We start from the raw sequence: 18,392 nt of genomic DNA on the forward strand, positions 1-18,392 counted from the left end.
CCGAGCCCGGGGACCCCCTCCTTCGAAAGGTCGACTACTGGTGTCCGTACCGCTGAGCATCCCGAGCCCCCCCGACGCGTGGAGTCAGTACGACCTCACGATCGGCAACTGGACGCTCGCGATCCACACCTACGCTCTGTGCATCCTCGCGGGGATCATCGTGGCGACGATCATGACGAATCAGCGCCTGAAGCGACGCGGCGTCGAGCCGTGGGTTGTGCTCGACATCATCATCTGGGCCGTGCCGCTGGGCATCGTCGGCGCTCGGGCCTACCACGTCCTGACGCACCCGGGCGACTACTTCTTCGCCGGCGCGGATCCGTGGGAGGTCGTGCGCATCTGGAACGGTGGCAACGCGATCTTCGGTGGCCTGATCGGCGGCGCGGTCGGCGCGTTCATCGGCTGTCGCTGGACCGGCGTCCGCTTCTGGAGCTTCGCCGACGCCCTCGCTCCCGGCATGCTGGCCGCACAGGCGCTGGGACGCCTGGGGAACTGGTTCAACCACGAACTGTTCGGCCTACCGACGACCCTGCCCTGGGGTCTGGAGATCGAGACCAGCAATCCGGCCTTCCCGGTCGGCCTGCAGGCAAGCACCCTCTTTCACCCGACCTTCCTCTACGAGATCCTCTGGAACGTCGTGGGCGTCGCCGTCGTCCTGCTGCTCGAGCGCCGCCTCAGGCTGCAGTGGGGTACCGTCTTCGCCGCCTACCTGATCTGGTACGGCATCGGCCGCGTCTGGTTCGAATCCATCCGTATCGACCCGAGCGGGTTCTTCTGGGGCATTCGCACCAATGTCTGGGCGGCCCTCGCCGCCGTCGTCATCGGCCTGGTGATCGTGGTGATTCAGAAGCGCGAGCATCCGGGTGGCGAGCCCTCGGCCTACCGGCCGGGTCGGGAGTGGACTCCGGCGTCGGCTGAGATAGAGTTTGAGGACGTCGAGTCTCGCTCTGACGACACCACCACCCCTGCTTCCGGTACCGACGCCGAGAAGTCGACGGTCTCCCGCACCTGACGGGGTCGCGGAGCCTCCGCGATCGCCTCCCGATGCCCGACACCTCCGCGACCGCCCCTCACGGCGCAGCCACGAGCGCTGCCGCGAGTGGTAAGCCGTGCAGGCACCGCCGGCGGCGCACGACGCTCGCACCGCTGCAGAACCCTGCGGCTCTCCCGACCGGGGAGCCCTCACTCCTCCACCTCCGCGGGCCAGCGACGTCCCGATTAGCCATCACCCCCGTGAGGACGGTTCACATGGCCTCCGCCCAGCCCTCGCCCCAGGTTCCCGTCGTGCCCTTCATCGGTACGCCGCCGACCCAGGGGATGTACGACCCGGCCGCAGAGAAGGACGCGTGCGGCCTCGCGATGGTCGCCACCCTGCGCGGCACCCCCGGCCACGACATCATCGACGCGGCCCTCGACGCGCTGCGCAACCTCGAGCACCGCGGTGCCGTCGGCTCCGACGCCGGGACGGGTGATGGCGCGGGCATCATCACCCAGACTCCCGACGAGTTCCTTCGCGCGGTCGCTCCGGTCGAGCTGCCGCCCGTGGGGGAGTACGCCGTCGGCAACGCCTTCCTGCCCGTCGATCTCTTCGCGCGCGAGCGGGTGAAGGCGTCAATCGCCGAGATCGCTCGCGAGGAGAACCTCACGGTGCTCGGCTGGCGAACGGTGCCGGTGCAGCCCGACGAGATTGGCACCCTCGCCCGCGCCGCGATGCCGGCGATCGAGCAGCTCTACGTCTCGAGTGAGCTGACCGACGAGGACGGGGTCCCGCTGGCCTCCCTCCGCCTGGACCGGCAGACCTTCCGCCTGCGCAAGCGCGTCGAGCGAGAGCTCGAGGCGTACTTCATGTCGCTGTCGAGCCGCACACTCGTTTACAAGGGGATGGTGACGACCCTCCAGCTGGAGCCGTTCTACCCTGATCTCTCGGACGAGCGTTTCGCGTCCAAGCTCGCGGTGGTGCACTCCCGCTACTCGACGAACACCTTCCCGTCCTGGCCGCTCGCGCAGCCGTTGAGGATGATCGCTCACAACGGCGAGATCAACACCGTGCAGGGCAACCGCAACTGGATGCGCGCCCGCCAGTCGCAGCTCAAGAGCCGCGAGCTCGGCGACCTCACGCCGCTGCTTCCGATCGTTTCGACGGGCCGGAGCGACTCCGCGTCCTTCGACGAGGCCGTCGAGCTGCTCACTCTGGCCGGCCGCTCACTCCCGCACGCGGTGATGATGATGGTGCCCGAGGCCTGGGAGAACCAGGGCGGCGCCCTCGACGCCAAGCGCCGAGCCTTCTACGAGTACCACTCGATGCTCATGGAGCCGTGGGACGGCCCAGCCGCGATCGGCTTCACCGACGGCGTTTTCGTGGGCGCCACGCTCGACCGCAATGGGCTCCGTCCCGGCCGCTACATGGTCACGGACGACGGACTCGTGGTGCTCGCGAGTGAGATCGGCGTGCTCGACATCGACCCGGCGAAGGTCGTCCGCAAAGGACGTCTCCAGCCCGGCCGCATGTTCCTGGTCGACACCGAGCAGGGCCGCATCGTCGAGGACGAGGAGATCAAGGCGCAGCTCGCCGACTCCGGTCCGTTCGAGGAGTGGCTCGAGAACGGCCGCATCAACCTCAGGGACCTCCCCGAGCGTGAGCACATCGTGCACACTCCCGCTTCGGTCAACCGCCGCCAGCGCACGTTCGGCTACACGGAGGAGGAGGTCCGCCTCCTTCTGCTGCCGATGGCACGCGCCGGTGCGGAGCCGCTCGGGGCGATGGGCTCGGATACGCCGGTGGCGGTGCTCTCGCAGCGCCCGCGCCTGCTGTTCGACTACTTCACGCAGGCGTTCGCCCAGGTCACGAACCCGCCGCTGGACTCCATCCGCGAGGAGGTCGTCACCTCGCTCCGCCTCGGCCTCGGGCCGTCGCGCAACCTGCTGAGCGCCGGTCCCGAGCACGCGCGTCAGGTGGTCCTCGACTTCCCGGTGATCGACAACGACGAACTCGCGAAGATTCAGCACATCGCGCCGCGTCCGCTCAGCCACATCACCACGACGATCCGCGGTCTTTACCGCGTCGACGCCGGTCCGCGCGCCATGCAGGAGCGGATCGACGCGATGTGCGACGAGGCCGACGAGGCGATCGCCGCGGGAGCGCAGTTCCTCGTTCTCTCGGATCGCGACTCCACCAAGGATCTCGCGCCCATTCCGTCGCTGCTGATGCTCGCCGCGGTGCACCACCACCTGATCCGCACCGAGAACCGGATGCGCGTGGGGCTCGTGGTCGAGGCCGGCGACGTCCGCGAGGTGCACCACGTCGCCACGCTGATCGGCTACGGCGCCTCCGCGGTGAACCCGTACCTCGCGATGGAGACGTGTGAGGACCTCGTCCGCAGCGGAATGCTCTCGGACATCTCGCCCGAGAAGGCCGTCAAGAACGTGATCAAGGCCCTCGGCAAGGGCGTGCTCAAGATCATGTCGAAGATGGGTATCTCGACCGTGTCGAGCTACGCCGGAGCGCAGACGTTCGAGGCCGTGGGACTCAGCCAGGGCTTCGTCGACCAGTACTTCACCGGTACGGTCTCCAAGCTCGGCGGCATCGGCATGGACGTCGTCGCCGCAGAGAATGCGGCACGTCACCGCGCTGCCTATCCGGAGGACGGCGCCGTCATGGTGCACGAGCGTCTCGCGGTCGGAGGCGAGTACCAGTGGCGTCGCGACGGTGCGCCGCACCTGTTCAACCCGGACACGGTGTTCCGCCTGCAGCACTCCACCCGCAACCGCCGCTACGACATCTTCCGCGAGTACACCTCGATGGTCGACGACCAGTCCACCGCGCTGATGACCCTCCGCGGCATGTTCGCGTTCGCCGGCGGACGCACGCCCGTCCCGCTCGACGAGGTCGAGCCGGTCGAGGCCATCGTCAAGCGTTTCTCCACGGGAGCGATGAGCTACGGCTCCATCTCGCCCGAGGCCCATGAGACGCTCGCGATCGCGATGAACCGCCTCGGTGCCAAGTCGAACACCGGCGAGGGCGGCGAGGACACCGAGCGCCTGCTCGACCCCGAGCGTCGCTCCGCGATCAAGCAGGTCGCCTCGGGTCGTTTCGGTGTCACGAGCATGTACCTGACCCATGCGGACGACATCCAGATCAAGCTCGCCCAGGGCGCCAAGCCCGGCGAGGGCGGTCAGCTGCCGCCGACCAAGGTCTACCCGTGGATCGCGCGCACCCGCCATGCGACCGCCGGGGTCGGGCTGATCTCTCCGCCTCCGCACCACGACATCTACTCGATCGAGGACCTCAAGCAGCTGATCTTCGACCTCAAGCGCGCCAACCCTTCGGCCCGCATCCACGCGAAGCTGGTCAGCCAGTCGGGTATTGGAGCGGTCGCGGCGGGCACCGCGAAGGCCCTGGCCGACGTCATCCTCGTCTCGGGCCACGACGGCGGCACGGGTGCGAGCCCGGTCAACTCGCTCAAGCACGCGGGGACCCCCTGGGAGCTCGGCCTGGCCGAGACCCAGCAGACCCTCATGCTCAACGGCATGCGCGACCGCGTGGTCGTCCAGGTCGACGGGCAGATGAAGACGGGCCGCGACGTCGTCATCGGCGCGCTGCTCGGGGCCGAGGAGTTCGGTTTCGCGACGGCTCCGCTGATCGTCGAGGGCTGCATCATGATGCGCGTCTGCCATCTCGACACCTGCCCCGTTGGCGTCGCCACGCAGAACCCGGAGCTGCGCACGCGCTTCACCGGCAAGCCCGAGTTCGTCGTCAACTTCTTCGAGTTCATCGCTCAGGAGGTGCGCGAGTACCTTGCGCACCTCGGCTACCGGAGCATCGACGAGATCGTCGGCCGCCGCGAGCTGCTCGACGTGAACCGCGCCGTGGAGCATTGGAAGGCGAGCGGACTCGACCTGACGCCGATCCTCGTCGGCCCCGAGTTCGCCGACGACGAGCCGCGCCGGAACGCGCGCCGCCAGAAGCACGAGCTCGAGCAGCACTTCGACAACGAGCTGATCCGTCTCGCAGCGAATGTCCTCGATCATCGCGGCACCGTCTCGATCGAACGCGCGATCAAGAACACCGAACGCGCGGTCGGCACGATGCTCGGCCACGAGGTCACGGTCCGCTTCGGCGAGAACGGCCTGCCGGCCGACTCCATCGTCGTCTCGCTGCGCGGCTCGGCCGGTCAGTCGTTCGGAGCGTTCCTCCCGGCGGGCATCACGCTGCGCCTCGAAGGCGACTCCAACGACTACGTCGGCAAGGGGCTCTCGGGTGGCCAGATCGTGATGCGGCCTGACCGCCGCAGCACGTTCGACGCCTCCGCCAACGTGATCGCGGGCAACGTGATCGGTTACGGGGCGACCCAGGGCACGATGTTCCTTCGCGGGATGGTCGGCGAGCGTTTCCTTGTGCGCAATTCCGGCGCCACCGCGGTGGTCGAGGGCGTGGGCGACCACGCGCTCGAATACATGACCGGTGGCCTGGCGGTGATCCTCGGCGAGACCGGGCGGAACCTCGGCGCAGGCATGTCCGGCGGCACCGCCTACATCCACGGCCTGCGCCGGGAGCTCGTCAACCGCGACGCCCTCGCGTCCGGTGAGCTCACGCTCTCCGAGCTCGGCAGCGCCGATGCGGAGATCCTCCGCGACCTGCTCGAACGCCATGTCGCCGAGACCGAGTCACCCCTGGCCCAGGGGATGCTCGATGAGTGGGACGGAACGGTCTCGCGTTTCGTCAAGGTACTGCCCCGCGATTTCGCTGCGGTGCTCGCGACGCGCGCATCCGCTGTCGAGGAGGGGCTCGACCCCGACGGCGACGTCGTCTGGGGACGGATTCTGGAGGTAACCGGTGGCTGATCCCAAGGGGTTCCTGAAGGTGCAGGACCGGGAGTTGCCTCATCGGCGCCCGGTGTCCGTGCGCCTGATGGACTGGAAAGAGGTCTACGAGCAGGGCGACTCCGCCGTGCTGCGCCGTCAGGCGGGCCGCTGCATGGACTGCGGCATCCCGTTCTGCCACAAGGGTTGCCCGCTGGGGAACCTGATCCCCGAGTGGAATGACCTGATGTGGCGCGGCGAGGGTCGCCAGGCGATCGAGCGTCTGCACGCGACGAACAACTTCCCGGAGTTCACGGGTCGGCTCTGCCCGGCACCGTGCGAGTCGTCCTGCGTGCTCGGGATCAACCAGCCGGCGGTCACGATCAAGCAGATCGAGGTCTCGATCATCGATCAAGCGTTCGGCAACGACTGGGTGCAGCCGCACCCTCCGGAGCGCCTGACCGGCAAGACCGTCGCGGTGGTCGGCTCCGGCCCCGCGGGGCTCGCCGCCGCGCAGCAGCTCACTCGCGCCGGGCACACGGTGGCGGTCTACGAGCGCGACGACCGCATCGGCGGACTCCTGCGCTACGGCATCCCCGACTTCAAGATGGAGAAGAAGCACCTCGAGCTGCGTCTGAACCAGATGAAGGCCGAGGGAACCCGCTTCCGCGCCGGCGTCGACATCGGCTCCGACATCACCTGGGACGACCTGCGCGCGCGCTACGACGCGGTCGTGGTCGCGACCGGTGCCCTCGTCCCACGGGACCTGCCCGTCCCCGGGCGCGACCTCGACGGTGTGCACTTCGCGATGGAGTACCTGGTGCAGTCCAACCGCGCGATCGCCGGCGACCGCGTCTTCGAGCAGATCTCGGCGGAGGGCAAGCACGTCGTGGTCCTCGGCGGAGGCGACACCGGAGCCGACTGCATCGGCACCGCACACCGTCAGAAGGCCGCCTCGGTCACCAACTTGGCGATCGGGCAGCAGCCGCCGTCCGAGCGCCCGGACACTCAGCCCTGGCCGATGGACCCGACCGTGTTCGAGGTTTCGAGCGCACACGAAGAGGGTGGCGAGCGCGTGTTCCTCGCCTCGACCGTGGAGTTCCTCGCCAACGAGGGCGGCGAGGTCCGGGCGGTGCGCGTGGCCGAGACCGAGTACCTCGACGGGCGTCGCGTCCCCAAGGCGGGCACCGAGCGCGAGATCCCGGCCGATCTGGTTTTGCTCGCTCTCGGCTTCACGGGTCCGGAGGCTGACCACCTCGCTCGCCAGCTCGAGGTTCCCTTCACCGATCGCGGCAACGTCGCGCGCGGCGCCTCCTTCGAGACCAGCGCCCCCGGGGTCTTCGTCGCCGGCGACGCCGGGCGCGGCCAGTCCCTGATCGTCTGGGCGATTGCCGAGGGCCGCTCCGTTGCGGCCGAAGTCGACCGCTACCTCGAGGGCACCACGTCGCTGCCGGCGCCCGTCGGCCCGAACGACCGGGGCTTCACGCTCTAGTCCTCCGGACGCGATAGTGTCGGCCCGCCAGCAATCAGCTCACTTCCCCCGCTAACGACGCGCCTCGGGGCGCAGAACAACGGAGCACCCCCTCAATGAGACGAGCGAAAATCGTCGCCACCCTCGGCCCGGCAACGTCGTCGTACGAGACCATTCGTGCGATCATCGACGCCGGAGTGGACGTGGCCCGCATGAACCTCAGTCACGGAAGCTACGACGTCCACGAAGGCATCTACCGCATCGTGCGGAAGGCCGCTGACGACGCCGGCCGCGCTGTCGCGATCCTCGTCGATCTGCAGGGGCCGAAAATCCGCCTCGGCAAGTTCGAGGGCGGCCCGTACGCCCTCGCCGAGGGTGACGTCTTCACCATCACCACCGAGGATGTCCTCGGCACGCGCGAGCTTTCGGGCACCACGTTCAAGGGCCTCCCCGACGATGTGAACCCGGGCGACATGCTCCTCATCGACGACGGCAAGGTCGCTGTCCGCGTCACCGCCGTCGAGGGCCCCCGCGTGATCACCGAGGTCGTCGTCCCCGGCAACGTCTCGAACAACAAGGGCATCAACCTGCCCGGCGTCGCGGTCAACGTCCCGGCCCTCTCGCAGAAGGACGAGGACGACCTCCGCTGGGCGATCCGTCTCGGCGCCGACATCATCGCGCTCTCCTTCGTGCGCAACGCCAGCGACATCACGCGCGTGCACGAGATCATGGCGGAGGAGGGCCGCAAGGCTCCCGTCATCGCCAAGATCGAGAAGCCGCAGGCGGTTGACAACCTGCAAGAGATCATCGACGTCTTCGACGGCATCATGGTCGCCCGCGGTGACCTCGGCGTCGAGCTGCCCCTCGAGGCCGTGCCGATCGTGCAGAAGCACGCCGTCGAGCTGGCCCGCCGCTGGGCGAAGCCGGTCATCGTCGCGACCCAGATGCTCGAATCGATGATTGAGAGCCCCCGTCCCACCCGGGCCGAGGCCTCGGATGTCGCGAACGCCATCCTCGATGGCGCGGACGCGGTCATGCTCTCGGGCGAGACCAGCGTCGGAGCCTGGCCGGTCGTCACTGTGCAGACGATGGCGCGCATCGTCGAGTCGACCGAGGAACACGGCCTGGAGCGGATCCCCCCGCTGGGCAGCAAGCCCCGCACCCAGGGTGGATCGGTCACGCTGGCCGCCGCCGAGGTCGCGGAGTTCGTCGAGGCGAAGTTCCTCTGCGTGTTCACGGAGTCGGGCGACTCGGTGCGTCGCATGACGCGCCTGCGCCACGGCATCCCGATTATCGGCTTCACCCCCGAGCCCGCCGTCCGTCGCCGCATGGCGCTGAACTGGGGCGTTCAGTCCTTCGTTACGCCGCGGGTGAACCACACCGACGCGATGTTCGCGCAGGTGGACGCGGTGCTGCTGCGCGAGGGTCTCGCTCAGCCCGGCGAGACCGTCGTCGTCGTCTCCGGATCGCCCCCCGGGCGCGCCGGCACAACGAATGACATGCGGGTGCACATCGTCGGCTCGTCCAGCTCGGCCGACAGGGCCGAGAACTGGGACCACTGAGTCCAGCACTCCCCGCAGGGCCCGGTCGCGCACGCGGCCGGGCCCTGCGTCGTCCCGCCCTCGTGGCGGGCACCTCCAAGACCTTCCGCTCGCTCGCGCGGGCCGGCACCGCTTCACGCGCGGCCGGCCCCCTCGTGCGCCGCGAGCTGCATCCGGTCGATCTGCGTCTCTGGTGCGCCCGCCTCACCGCGCTCCGCGCGGCCGACCGCTCAGCGCTCCCGGGAGTCTCCGCCCTGCACGCCCCGCAACTGCTCGCGGGAGCCCTCGTCGCGGAGGCCGCGATGGACGCCCTCGGCGTCCAGACGCTGGTGATCTGCCCCTGGGCCGTGCGCGAGGGCCTGATCATCCGCCGCTTCGAGCGGCTCGACGCACCGATCCAGCGGGAGGACGTTCAGCTCAGCGCAATGCGAGAGGACAGCGTGCGCTGCTCGCCTGGTCCGAGGACGATCTGGCCCGGCTTGTCGACGATGTCGCCGTCCCAGCCTTCCGGCGTCGGCACGCCCCGCCACGGCTCCAGGCAGACAAACCGTGCTCCGACCGGCTTCCACACCCCGACCACATCGAAGTCCCCGGTGTCGATCTCGATCGAGCGGGCCGCTCCGTCGGCCTCGAGCCGGAGCGTGCGGCGGCGCGACTCATCGAAGATCATCACGCCCTCCGCGAAGTGCCCGTCGTCCACCGCCAGCACGCCGTCCTCGAGCGGCGCGGGGTGGCGCGCCGCCAGCAGCAGATTCTCGGGCGCGCGGCGGTAGCCCTCCGGCTCGGGCTGCGCGAAGCGGATGCGATGCTCGCCACGGCCGCCGGGCAGCGGCAGCGCGAAGGCCGGGTGGTTGCCGAGCGAATAGCCCAGCGGAGTCGAGCCGCGGTTTTCGAGGGTCTGGGTGATTCGCAGCGTCGCGTCGGTCACGGCGTAGGCGATGAGTAGCGTCCAGTCGAAGGGGAACATCGCGCGCGTGGCGTCGTCGCTCCGGAGCCGGAACACGGCTTCGTCTGCCGAGACGCCGGCGAGATCGAAGACCCGATCGCGCGCGAAGCCGTGCTGCCCCATCCGGTGCTCCACGCCGTCGTGCTGCAGGGCGTCGCCCGGGAGGCGCCCGATGATCGGGAACAGCACGGGAGCGTGGCGACGCCACTCGGGCCCGGCCTGCCAGAGGTACTCGCGGCCCTCGCCGTCGCGGAGCGAGGTCATCTCGGCCCCGGCGGTGGTCAGGGCGATGCGCAGGCTCTCGCTACCGAGGGCGAGGACGGTGGGCGAGGGAGAGTCGTTGCTGCTCATGTTCCGATTCTGCCCGCAGGGCGGGTCTGACGGGGGTGTCGGAGGTGCGTGGCAGCATGGAGCGATGCCTCCCGAGTCGATCCCTTCCTCCTGGCGCGCCCGCGTCGGTGAACTCAGCGGCTCGACCGAGGTCGAGGCGTCACCGGTACTCACACCGATCGGCCTGCAGTTCGAGCTGCGCCGCCTCGTGCGCCGTGCCGACGATCCGTGGCGGGCCCCCTCGAGCCAGCGCGTCACGGCGAAGGGCTACGACCCGGCCGAGCGCCGCGACCACCGCCTCGCCACCCGGCCCGTCGTGCGCGGACGCGGCGGCCCCTGGAATCGCACCACGCTCACCTGGAAGTCGCTCAACTTCCAGACCCACCGGCTCTCACTCGACCCCGCGCATCAGCGCTGGTTCGCCGAATTCGCCGCGCTCCACCAGGCCACCCGCACGGTGCACCTCGGGCAGGACCCCGACTGGATCCACCTCGACGATTACGAGAGCCCGCTGCTCTGGCGCCTGCTCGAGCAGGCGCCAGCCGTCGGCGTACCACTGCTCGCCCCCGAGAAGGGCACGGTGCGCCTGAGCAGTCCCGCCCACGTCGCGGTGACGCTGACGGCGGAGGAGGGCGCGCTGCGGCTCCGGCCCGTCTTGCGGATCGGCGGGGCGGAGTATCCGCTGGAGTCGGCGCGTCCGGTCGCCCGGCACGGCGTCTACGCGGTCGAGCACGGCGATCCGTCCTCGATCCTGCTCGCCCCCGCGCCGCTGCCCTTCGACGACGAGGAGGTGCGGCTCCTCGACCACCCCGAGCAGACGAGCGTCCCGGCCGAGGACGTCCCCGAGTTCGTCCGCGAGCACCTCCCGGCCCTCCGCGGCCGCATCGCGCTCCGCGAAGAGGGCGTCGACCTCCTGCTCGACGAGCCCGAGCCGCCCCGCCTCGTCTGCACGGTAGCGTTCGAGCCCCGGCGCACCGTCCGGGTCGGCTGGCACTGGCGCCGCACGCCCGATCGCGCGACCGAGCTGGACGGCACGGCCGACGACGTCCTGGAGCGGGCCGTGCTCCGCCGGGTGCGCTCCGTGCTCGGAGAGGCCGGGTCCTCCGTGCTCCCAGAGCCGGGGACGAGCGCGGTTCTGCGCGGGGCCGAGGCCGCGGTCTTCGTGGTGGAGCAGCTGCCGCAGCTGGAGGGGGTCGGCGGCGTGCGGGTGGAGCGCGAGGGCGCCGCTCCAGATTATCGGCTGCTGAACGGCCCGCTCACCCTCACCATCACCGCCGTCGACACCGAGAGCGCCGACTGGTTCGACCTCGGCGTCGTTGTGACGATCGGCGACGCGACCGTGCCGTTTCTGCCACTCTTCCGAGCCCTGGCGGCAGGTGGCGACCGCATCCGCCTGGTCGACCACTCCTACCTCTCGCTCGCGCACCCCGGCCTCGAACGGCTCCGCGAGCTGCTGGCCCGGGCCGACGAGCTCGACGAGTGGGAGACGGGGCCGCGGCTCGGTCGGCACCAGACCGAACTCTGGAGCGAGCTGGCGGAGCTGGCCGACGAGAGCGTCGCCTCCGACGCTTGGCGGGACGTGCTCGCCTCCGCCCTGGCCGCCGGCTCGCCGGGCGAGGTGAAGGCACCCACCGGCCTCACCGCGCAGCTACGCCCCTACCAGCGGGCGGGCTACGCCTGGCTGGTGCACCGTCTTGGCCACGGGCTCGGCGGGATTCTCGCCGACGACATGGGACTCGGCAAGACTTTGCAGGCGCTGGCGATGATGCTGTGGGCAGTGCAGGAGGGGCGCCGCGTCGGAGCCCGTCGCGCGCCGTTCCTCGTGGTCGCCCCGACCTCGGTCGTGCCCGGCTGGCGCTCCGAGGCCGAGCGGTTCGCGCCGGGGCTGCGGCTCCACGTCGTCGCGAGTTCGCGGGAGAGCGCCTTCGACGCGATCCCGGAGGACGTGGACGTGGTGCTCACCAGCTACGCGGTCCTGCGCCTCGCGGGCGAACGCTGGGCGGAACGGGAGTGGTCGGCTCTGATCCTCGACGAGGCGCAGTTCGTCAAGAATCCCGCCTCGCAGACGCACCGGGCCGCGGGCGGTGTGGGTGCCCCCGTCGTCCTCGCGCTCACCGGCACGCCGCTGGAGAACTCGCTCGACGAACTGTGGGCAATTCTGGCGCTGGTCGCGCCCGGCCTGCTGCCGCCGCTGCGCCGGTTCCGAGAGGAGTACACCCGGCCGATCCTGCATGCGGAGGCGCCGATCGGGATCGCCTCGCCGGATCTGTCCGAGGGGCGGACGGTCGGCCACGCAGAAGGCGCGCGCCGACGCCTCGAGCGTCTGCGGCGTCGGCTACGGCCGTTCCTCCTGCGCCGCACGAAGGAGGCGGTCGCACCGGAGCTGCCCGAGAAGCAGGAGCAGACGCTCGAGGTCGTGCTGACACCCGCTCACCGGGTGCTGTACGACGGCTACCTTCAGCGCGAGCGGCGCAAGCTCCTCGGGATGGTCGACGATCTCGACCGTCAGCGCTTCACCGTGTTCCGCTCGCTCACCCTGCTCCGCCTGCTCGCGCTCGACGCTTCCCTGGTCGACCCGGCCTACCGGCACGTCCCGTCCGCCAAACTCGACCTACTGGTCGAGCAGCTCGACGACGTGCTCGCCGAGGGCCGCAAGGCCCTCGTCTTCAGCACCTTCACGTCGTATTTGGAGCGTGCGGGGGAGCAGCTCCGTCGGCGCGGGATCCCCTTCGTCCAGCTTGACGGGTCCACGCGGGATCGCGCCGGCGTCATCGAGGAGTTCCGCTCCGGTGCCGCCCCCGTCTTCCTGATCAGCCTCAAGGCGGGCGGCACCGGACTCACGCTCACCGAGGCCGACCATGTGTTCGTCCTCGATCCGTGGTGGAACCCTGCCGCCGAGGCGCAGGCCGTGGATCGGGCCCACCGCATCGGCCAGGAGCGGCGAGTGAACGTGTACCGGCTGGTCGCGACCGACACCATCGAGGAGAAGATCGTGCGTCTCCAGGAGCGCAAGGGCCGCCTCAGTACGGCGGTGCTCGACGAGGGTGAGCTGTTTGCCCGAGCGCTGACCGCCGACGATGTCCGGGAGTTGCTCGCCGACTGACCCCACGAAGGGTGAGAGAACAGCCGGCCGTCACCAGGGTCCGGGGTGCACACTCGGCGGATGAGCCGCCGCTCCCGCTCCCGCCCCCGCCCCCGCCCCCGCCCCGACTGGATCATCGCCCGTGAATAGGGAACCGACGCGGGCCTCTTGGGACCGGGCAGTGCCGTCTGGGCGGTCAACAGCGGGCTGACGACCATGATCGCCGGAGTCGGCGCGCTGCTGATGCGGACCCTGCACGCCGGAGCGATGGCGGGCATGCTCGATCACTCCCGCTACCGCGAGGATCCGAGGGGCCGACTCGACAACACTGTCCGCTGGGTCCTGACCACCAGCTTCGGCGACACCGCGGCGGCGAGCGGAGCGGCGCGGTGGGTGACCGGCGGAGCCTGATCCGCTTCCCGTACACCTGTCCGGGAAGTGGTAGACTCTCCCGGATGACTTCCGTGCGCTTCGCTTCCGTGCCCGCGGCGGAGTCCTCGTCGGCGCCCGGCTCCGCCGATCCGCGAGCCCTACGCACCCGCCGCCGGGTCTTCGACGCGGTCGAGCGCCTCGTGATGCAGAGCGACGGCGAGCGAGCAGAGGGAATCGCCGTCAGCGATATCGTGCGCGAAGCCGGCATCAGCCGCAGCGCGTTCTATGCCCACTTCGATGACGCGGCGGGCGTCGCCTCCGCGCTGCTCCGGCAAGACCTTGTGGTCGCCGATGTCGCCGAAACCTCCTCGGCCGATCGTTCAGGAGCGGACGCCCTCCGGCGCGGTTACTCGCGCCTCGTCGAGCGCCTGGTCGATCGCCACGCCTTCCACGCCCGCCTCCGGGCCCGCGCCTCCGCCCGAGTAGCATCCGACGACGCCGTGCTCGACACGGCCCTGGCCCTGCACCGGGCGGTGCTCGCCCGAGTCGACGTCCCCTCTGCGGTGGACCCCGAACTCACCGCGGTCTTCGCAGCCGGCGGGGTTCTCGCCGTGGTCGGCGCGTGGCTCGCCGGCTCGCTCGACCGCACCGACGAGGAGCTCGTCGAGCATCTCGTCGCGCTGCTGCCGCCGTGGCTCGCCGAGGCGACGCTGCGGCCCCTCGACTCCTCACTCCCACCACGCCCCACGACGAAAGGCACGACATGATGACATTCGAGGTCGGCGAGACCCTGGTCTACCCGCACCACGGAGCGGTGACGATCACCGGGCTCGAGAAGCGCTCGGTCAAGGGCGTCGAGAAGACGTTCATGACGATGAACGTGCACACCAGCGAGCTCACCATCACCCTCCCCGTCGAGAACGCCGAGCTCGTGGGCGTGCGCGAGATCATCGACGACGCCGGCGTCCAGGCCGTGTATGACGTCCTGCGCAGCGATGTCGCGGAGGAGGCCAGCAACTGGTCGCGCCGCTTCAAGGCCAACCAGGAGAAGATGGCCAGCGGCAGCGTCTACCGCGTTAGCGAGGTCGTCCGCGACCTGTGGCGTCGCGAGCAGGCGGGCGGCGTCTCCGCCGGCGAGAAGCGGATGCTGCTCAAGGCCCGTCAGATCCTCGTCTCGGAGCTCTCGCTCGCCCTGAAGGGCACCGATGAGGAGGCCTCCGCCAAGCTCGACGAGGTCCTCGCCTCGGCGATCTGATTCCCTGTCGCGGCGGGTCGGCTCACATGAGCCGGCACGCCGCGAGGATGCTTTCCGCCACCTCGTGCTGCGCGGCTGAGCCGTCGATGCGCACCAGCAGGCCGCGCTCCTCGTAGACCGTGGCCAGGGGAGCGGTCTCGCGCTCGTAGACCTCGATCCGGTTCCGCACCACCTCGGGGTCGTCGTCCGCCCGTCCCTGCTCCTGCGCCCGTGCGTGCAGTCGCGCGAGGACCACATCGACGTCGGCTGTGAGCAGGACGACGCACCAGAGCGGTGTCCCGCGCTCCTCGAGTAACTCGGTGAGAGCGTCGACCTGCGTGAGAGTACGCGGATAGCCGTCGAGGATGAAGCCGTCGCGGGCGTCGTCCTCGTCGATCCGTTCGGCGACGAGCGCGTTCGTGAGCTGGTCCGGCACGTACTCGCCCGCCTCGACGAGCGCCTTCAGCCGTCGGCCGAGTTCGGTGCCGCCGGCGACCTGGGCGCGGAACAGCTCGCCGGTGGAGATCGCCGGCACCGCCAGTGTGCGCGAGAGCGCGACCGCCTGGGTGCCCTTGCCCACTCCCGGCGGGCCCATCATGATGACGCGCATCGCTCGTCCTCCTCGGTGTCGTCAGGCGATGCTAGCGGTGCGCGGCGGCGACGCCGGTGCGGAGGGCGAGAGTCCGCTGCCGGTGCCGCCCGTAGCCTGGCGGGACGCAACGAGGAGGAGCGATGCCCGCACCACCTGGGGCCGAGCAGGCCGTCGCCGCCCTGACCGCGCTGCTCGGGGAGGTGTGCGCCGAACTCGAGGCGCGCGGCGTCGCCGATCAGGCCCTCGCACAGCTGCGCGCCCCGCGGGCGATCCTCGGCTTTCGACGCAAGCCCGTCATGGCTCCGGTCACTCGGGCCTGGCGACTGGGCGTGCTCCTTCTCGGGCGCCAGGGCGAGCTGTTCGCTACGGGATCGGTCACGCGGGCCGTTGCTCCGCTGCATGCCAACAACCAATCGGAGTCGCAGGAGGCCCGGCGCGACATCCGCCGCGCCGCCTTCGACGGCCCGTTCCCGGAGGGCGAGATCGTCAACTATGGCTGGCGACCCCTCGCGCTCGACGCCGGCGCCCTCGTCGCGGGACAGGAGCCGCTGGTCGTACGCGGCTCCGAGGTACTGGTGCGCTGGGCGCCGGGCCTTGGCGATCAGGGTCTGATGCCGATACGCCGCTACCTCGCCGACCGACTGGACTTGCTCGAAGCCGACTAGCGCCGAATCACTCCTCGGCAGCTACCGGATAAAACCACGGCGGGTAGACGGCCACGCGGGGCGAGGCGTCGATCCTCTCGAAGAGCGCCTTGACGCGCTTGCGTGCGGCGACCGAGGCCACTCCGACTGTGGCGACGCCGTCGAGCGGGAAGCGCTCGGGCACGAGTGCCTCGGCGCTGCGCAGCGCCGGCTCATCGACCAGGAGGCGGGCGACAGTGCGCACCAGGGCGTCGCCCTCGGTGAAGCGGGTCAGCACATGGGAGGCGTCTCCGTCGCTGAGCACCGGAGCCGAGGCGAGTGAGCCCACCAGCACGACGTACTGCGAGGCAGTGGTCGCCTGGGCGCTGGGCGACCAGTGCGGAGCGACGCGCTCGCCGCGCAGGTCGGCCCAGAGCGCGGCGTCGGGCGAGAGGAAGAAGGGCACGAAGCCGGCGACGCTCACGCCGTCCTTCACCTGCACGGCACGGCGGTGCTCGCGGGTCGTCTCGGCGCTGACGTCGACCGCGGGGCGCTCGTCGAGCTGCTGGTCGGCCAGGATCGCACCGGCAGCGACGATCGCCTCGAGATTGTCGAGGTGGGTGACGTGGTAGATCCGCTGCGCGGCTATGTCGACCTCGGGCAGGGGCTTCTCGCGCACCGTGCCGCGAGCGGCGGCGCGGGCGGTGGCCGCCCGGGAGGTGCCCGGCACGCGCGCGGGGGCACGGGTGGCGCGGCCGACGGGCTCGGGGAGCTTGGCCGGGGAGCAGACGTCGCAGAGCGCGATGTCGAGGCCGTGGATGCATTCGGTGGGCACTCTTGATTCCTTCTGCGCGCGGTCTCGGGATTCCGGCGCAAGGACGACGTTACGCGACCGGGGCGTCCGTGCGTCCCAGCGGCGGCGATCAGCAGCGTAGCGGTGCCCGCCCGGGCATCCTCTGGGAGGCGGTGGACTGCTGCTTGGCGCCGCGTAGCGTGAGCGGGATGCAGCGTGTGCCGCCCGCCGAGGGCCAGGAATCCGTCTGGGACTACCCGCGACCGCCCAGGGTCGAGACCACCTCGGAGCACGTCGTCGTCACGCTGGGCGGCGTCGTGGTCGCCGAGACTACCGACGCACTCCGCGTTCTCGAGACGAGCCACCCGCCCGTCTACTACCTCCCCGTGTCCTCGTTCGCGCCCGGAGCGCTCGAGCCGGCGCCCGGTCGCAGCATCTGCGAGTTCAAGGGCGCAGCCTCCTACCTCACCGTCAGGGGCGGGGGAGGAGCGATCGCTGCGGCAGCGGGCTGGACCTACCCCGAGCCAATGCCCGGGTTCGAGGCGCTTGTCGACCCGGTTGCCCTGTACCCCGGCCGGATGGACTCGTGCACCGTCGCCGGCGAGACGGTCCAGCCGCAGCCGGGCGACTTCTACGGCGGGTGGATCACCTCGCGCGTGGTGGGCCCGTTCAAGGGTGCGCCGGGCACGATGTTCTGGTGACCGGCGCTCGGGAGCGCCGCTCCCGGGACGCGGGCGGGACGTCGGCGGCGCGCGACATCGGCAGCGGCCAGGCCTCTCGGACTCCTCGACCGCCATCGCCTCTACAGGAGAGTCGCGCGAGCCGCCTCGATCCCCGAGACAGCCAGTGTCCACTCCGGCCGCGCGACGGTCTCGGAGGTGACGCGCAAGCGCACCTCCTCCACGGCCGCACCGTCGGCGCCCACGATCCGGTGCGTCCCGTTCGGTCGGTAGCCCAATGCCTCCGACACGCGGATCGAGCGCGTATTCCAGGCGAGAGCCGCGCTCTCGGCGACCTCGGCTCCGAGGTGGTCGAAGGCCAGGAGCAGGACGGCGGCGCGCATCTCCCGGCCGAGACCTCGGCCCTGCGCCGAGCGAGTGAGCCACGAGCCCGAGGTGAGCGTGCGGGTGGCGGCGAACGACTCGGCCACCACGTCCTGGCAGCCGATCACGCAGCCGTCCTCGATCACCGCGAACGCAACGCGCCACGACTCCCGAGTCGTCTGTGCCCGCTGCGACCAGTGGAAGCGGGCGAGCTCCGCGGGCAGGCGCTCGGCAGGAGCCTGCGCCCACGGGGAGGGAAACGGCGAACGGCCGCTCTCGTGCACGCCGGCGAGGGCCGCCTCGGCCAGGCCGCTGAGATCGGCGTCGCGCACGGGGTGGAGCTGGAGCCGCGGCGTCCGCAGCTCCAGCGAGAACAGCGGCCACGGGTCGATGCTCATCCCACGACGGTAGCGAGCGGAGGCACGCGGCGTGCACGACGGCGTGTACCGGTGGTGGGACTCGAACCCACACGCCCTCTCGGGCAGAGCATTTTGAGTGCCCCGCGTCTGCCATTCCGCCACACCGGCTCATCACCAGCTCGTCGAGAATACCGTAGGCTCATCGGC

The 18,392-nt window shown here is 70.6% G+C and carries 14 protein-coding genes, 1 tRNA gene and 1 pseudogene; 11 read left to right on the plus strand and 5 right to left on the minus strand.

Going from position 1 to position 18,392, the window contains the following annotated elements:
* The first annotated feature begins 37 nt into the window (after positions 1 to 37).
* From lgt to C1O28_RS05520, 5 genes and pseudogenes are all read left to right on the plus strand, one after another.
* Positions 38 to 1,012 (plus strand): prolipoprotein diacylglyceryl transferase, encoded by a 975-nt coding sequence (lgt, locus tag C1O28_RS05500; RefSeq protein WP_419866646.1) that lies wholly within the window; start codon positions 38 to 40, stop codon positions 1,010 to 1,012.
* Between the two features lie 236 nt (positions 1,013 to 1,248).
* The gene (gene gltB / locus C1O28_RS05505; RefSeq protein WP_097166039.1) at positions 1,249 to 5,841 is read left to right on the plus strand and encodes a glutamate synthase large subunit; all 4,593 of its coding nucleotides are present in this window, start codon (positions 1,249 to 1,251) and stop codon (positions 5,839 to 5,841) included.
* The gene (locus C1O28_RS05510) at positions 5,834 to 7,291 is read left to right on the plus strand and encodes a glutamate synthase subunit beta (RefSeq protein WP_097166038.1); all 1,458 of its coding nucleotides are present in this window, start codon (positions 5,834 to 5,836) and stop codon (positions 7,289 to 7,291) included. Before gltB ends, C1O28_RS05510 begins: the two co-directional genes overlap by 8 nt.
* A gap of 95 nt (positions 7,292 to 7,386) precedes the next feature.
* On the plus strand, positions 7,387 to 8,832 hold the full coding sequence (pyk, locus tag C1O28_RS05515) for a pyruvate kinase (protein ID WP_097166037.1): 1,446 nt from the start codon (positions 7,387 to 7,389) through the stop codon (positions 8,830 to 8,832).
* Positions 8,833 to 8,894: 62 nt separating this feature from the next.
* Positions 8,895 to 9,173: pseudogene (locus C1O28_RS05520) on the plus strand (Ppx/GppA phosphatase family protein); the annotation flags it as partial.
* A gap of 50 nt (positions 9,174 to 9,223) precedes the next feature.
* Here the strand turns inward: C1O28_RS05520 and C1O28_RS05525 are convergent.
* Positions 9,224 to 10,108 carry an aldose 1-epimerase family protein gene (locus C1O28_RS05525; protein ID WP_097166036.1) on the minus strand — a complete coding sequence of 295 codons (885 nt, stop codon included), beginning with the start codon at positions 10,106 to 10,108 and terminating at the stop codon, positions 9,224 to 9,226.
* A gap of 64 nt (positions 10,109 to 10,172) precedes the next feature.
* Between C1O28_RS05525 and C1O28_RS05530 the strand changes: the two genes are divergently transcribed.
* The 4 genes from C1O28_RS05530 (at position 10,173) to C1O28_RS05545 (ending at position 14,796) form a co-directional block, all read left to right on the plus strand.
* The gene (locus tag C1O28_RS05530) at positions 10,173 to 13,190 is read left to right on the plus strand and encodes a DEAD/DEAH box helicase (protein WP_097166035.1); all 3,018 of its coding nucleotides are present in this window, start codon (positions 10,173 to 10,175) and stop codon (positions 13,188 to 13,190) included.
* 147 nt (positions 13,191 to 13,337) lie between these two features.
* A complete protein-coding gene (locus tag C1O28_RS05535; RefSeq protein ID WP_237397979.1) occupies positions 13,338 to 13,580 on the plus strand; it encodes an oxygenase MpaB family protein in 243 nt (80 codons plus the stop codon).
* 44 nt (positions 13,581 to 13,624) lie between these two features.
* On the plus strand, positions 13,625 to 14,308 hold the full coding sequence (locus tag C1O28_RS15380; RefSeq protein WP_104316023.1) for a TetR/AcrR family transcriptional regulator: 684 nt from the start codon (positions 13,625 to 13,627) through the stop codon (positions 14,306 to 14,308).
* Positions 14,308 to 14,796, plus strand: coding sequence for a CarD family transcriptional regulator (locus C1O28_RS05545; RefSeq protein WP_068257183.1), 489 nt, complete (start codon positions 14,308 to 14,310; stop codon positions 14,794 to 14,796). The genes C1O28_RS15380 and C1O28_RS05545 overlap by 1 nt, the downstream gene beginning before the upstream one ends.
* A 22-nt stretch (positions 14,797 to 14,818) precedes the next feature.
* Here C1O28_RS05545 and C1O28_RS05550 read toward each other — a convergent pair whose 3' ends face one another.
* Positions 14,819 to 15,385 carry an adenylate kinase gene (locus C1O28_RS05550; protein ID WP_097166033.1) on the minus strand — a complete coding sequence of 189 codons (567 nt, stop codon included), beginning with the start codon at positions 15,383 to 15,385 and terminating at the stop codon, positions 14,819 to 14,821.
* A gap of 122 nt (positions 15,386 to 15,507) precedes the next feature.
* Between C1O28_RS05550 and C1O28_RS05555 the strand changes: the two genes are divergently transcribed.
* Entirely contained in the window at positions 15,508 to 16,032 is a 525-nt protein-coding gene (locus C1O28_RS05555; protein WP_097166032.1) for a hypothetical protein, read from the plus strand.
* 7 nt (positions 16,033 to 16,039) lie between these two features.
* Here C1O28_RS05555 and C1O28_RS05560 read toward each other — a convergent pair whose 3' ends face one another.
* A complete protein-coding gene (locus C1O28_RS05560; RefSeq protein WP_160487498.1) occupies positions 16,040 to 16,825 on the minus strand; it encodes a DarT ssDNA thymidine ADP-ribosyltransferase family protein in 786 nt (261 codons plus the stop codon).
* 167 nt (positions 16,826 to 16,992) lie between these two features.
* Here C1O28_RS05560 and C1O28_RS05565 point away from each other — a divergent pair, with 167 nt between their 5' ends.
* Positions 16,993 to 17,484, plus strand: a complete 492-nt coding sequence (locus C1O28_RS05565; RefSeq protein WP_097166030.1) for a DUF427 domain-containing protein — start codon at positions 16,993 to 16,995, stop codon at positions 17,482 to 17,484.
* A gap of 101 nt (positions 17,485 to 17,585) precedes the next feature.
* Here the strand turns inward: C1O28_RS05565 and C1O28_RS05570 are convergent, their stop codons facing one another.
* Positions 17,586 to 18,224 carry a GNAT family N-acetyltransferase gene (locus tag C1O28_RS05570; protein ID WP_097166029.1) on the minus strand — a complete coding sequence of 213 codons (639 nt, stop codon included), beginning with the start codon at positions 18,222 to 18,224 and terminating at the stop codon, positions 17,586 to 17,588.
* 46 nt (positions 18,225 to 18,270) lie between these two features.
* Positions 18,271 to 18,353, minus strand: a tRNA-Leu gene (locus C1O28_RS05575).
* Positions 18,354 to 18,392: the final 39 nt, after the last annotated feature.

The organism is Rathayibacter rathayi, assembly GCF_004011095.1.
Taxonomy (GTDB): domain Bacteria; phylum Actinomycetota; class Actinomycetes; order Actinomycetales; family Microbacteriaceae; genus Rathayibacter; species Rathayibacter rathayi.

What these genes read in the sequence shown, in the direction of transcription:
- gltB (WP_097166039.1), top strand. Translation starts at nt 1,249, where the DNA reads ATGGCCTCCGCCCAGCCCTCGCCCCAGGTTCCCGTCGTGCCCTTCATC.
- pyk (WP_097166037.1), top strand. Translation starts at nt 7,387, where the DNA reads ATGAGACGAGCGAAAATCGTCGCCACCCTCGGCCCGGCAACGTCGTCG.
- C1O28_RS05525 (WP_097166036.1), bottom strand. Translation starts at nt 10,108, where the DNA reads ATGAGCAGCAACGACTCTCCCTCGCCCACCGTCCTCGCCCTCGGTAGC.
- C1O28_RS05530 (WP_097166035.1), top strand. Translation starts at nt 10,173, where the DNA reads ATGCCTCCCGAGTCGATCCCTTCCTCCTGGCGCGCCCGCGTCGGTGAA.
- C1O28_RS15380 (WP_104316023.1), top strand. Translation starts at nt 13,625, where the DNA reads ATGACTTCCGTGCGCTTCGCTTCCGTGCCCGCGGCGGAGTCCTCGTCG.
- C1O28_RS05545 (WP_068257183.1), top strand. Translation starts at nt 14,308, where the DNA reads ATGACATTCGAGGTCGGCGAGACCCTGGTCTACCCGCACCACGGAGCG.
- C1O28_RS05550 (WP_097166033.1), bottom strand. Translation starts at nt 15,385, where the DNA reads ATGCGCGTCATCATGATGGGCCCGCCGGGAGTGGGCAAGGGCACCCAG.
- C1O28_RS05555 (WP_097166032.1), top strand. Translation starts at nt 15,508, where the DNA reads ATGCCCGCACCACCTGGGGCCGAGCAGGCCGTCGCCGCCCTGACCGCG.
- C1O28_RS05565 (WP_097166030.1), top strand. Translation starts at nt 16,993, where the DNA reads ATGCAGCGTGTGCCGCCCGCCGAGGGCCAGGAATCCGTCTGGGACTAC.
- C1O28_RS05570 (WP_097166029.1), bottom strand. Translation starts at nt 18,224, where the DNA reads ATGAGCATCGACCCGTGGCCGCTGTTCTCGCTGGAGCTGCGGACGCCG.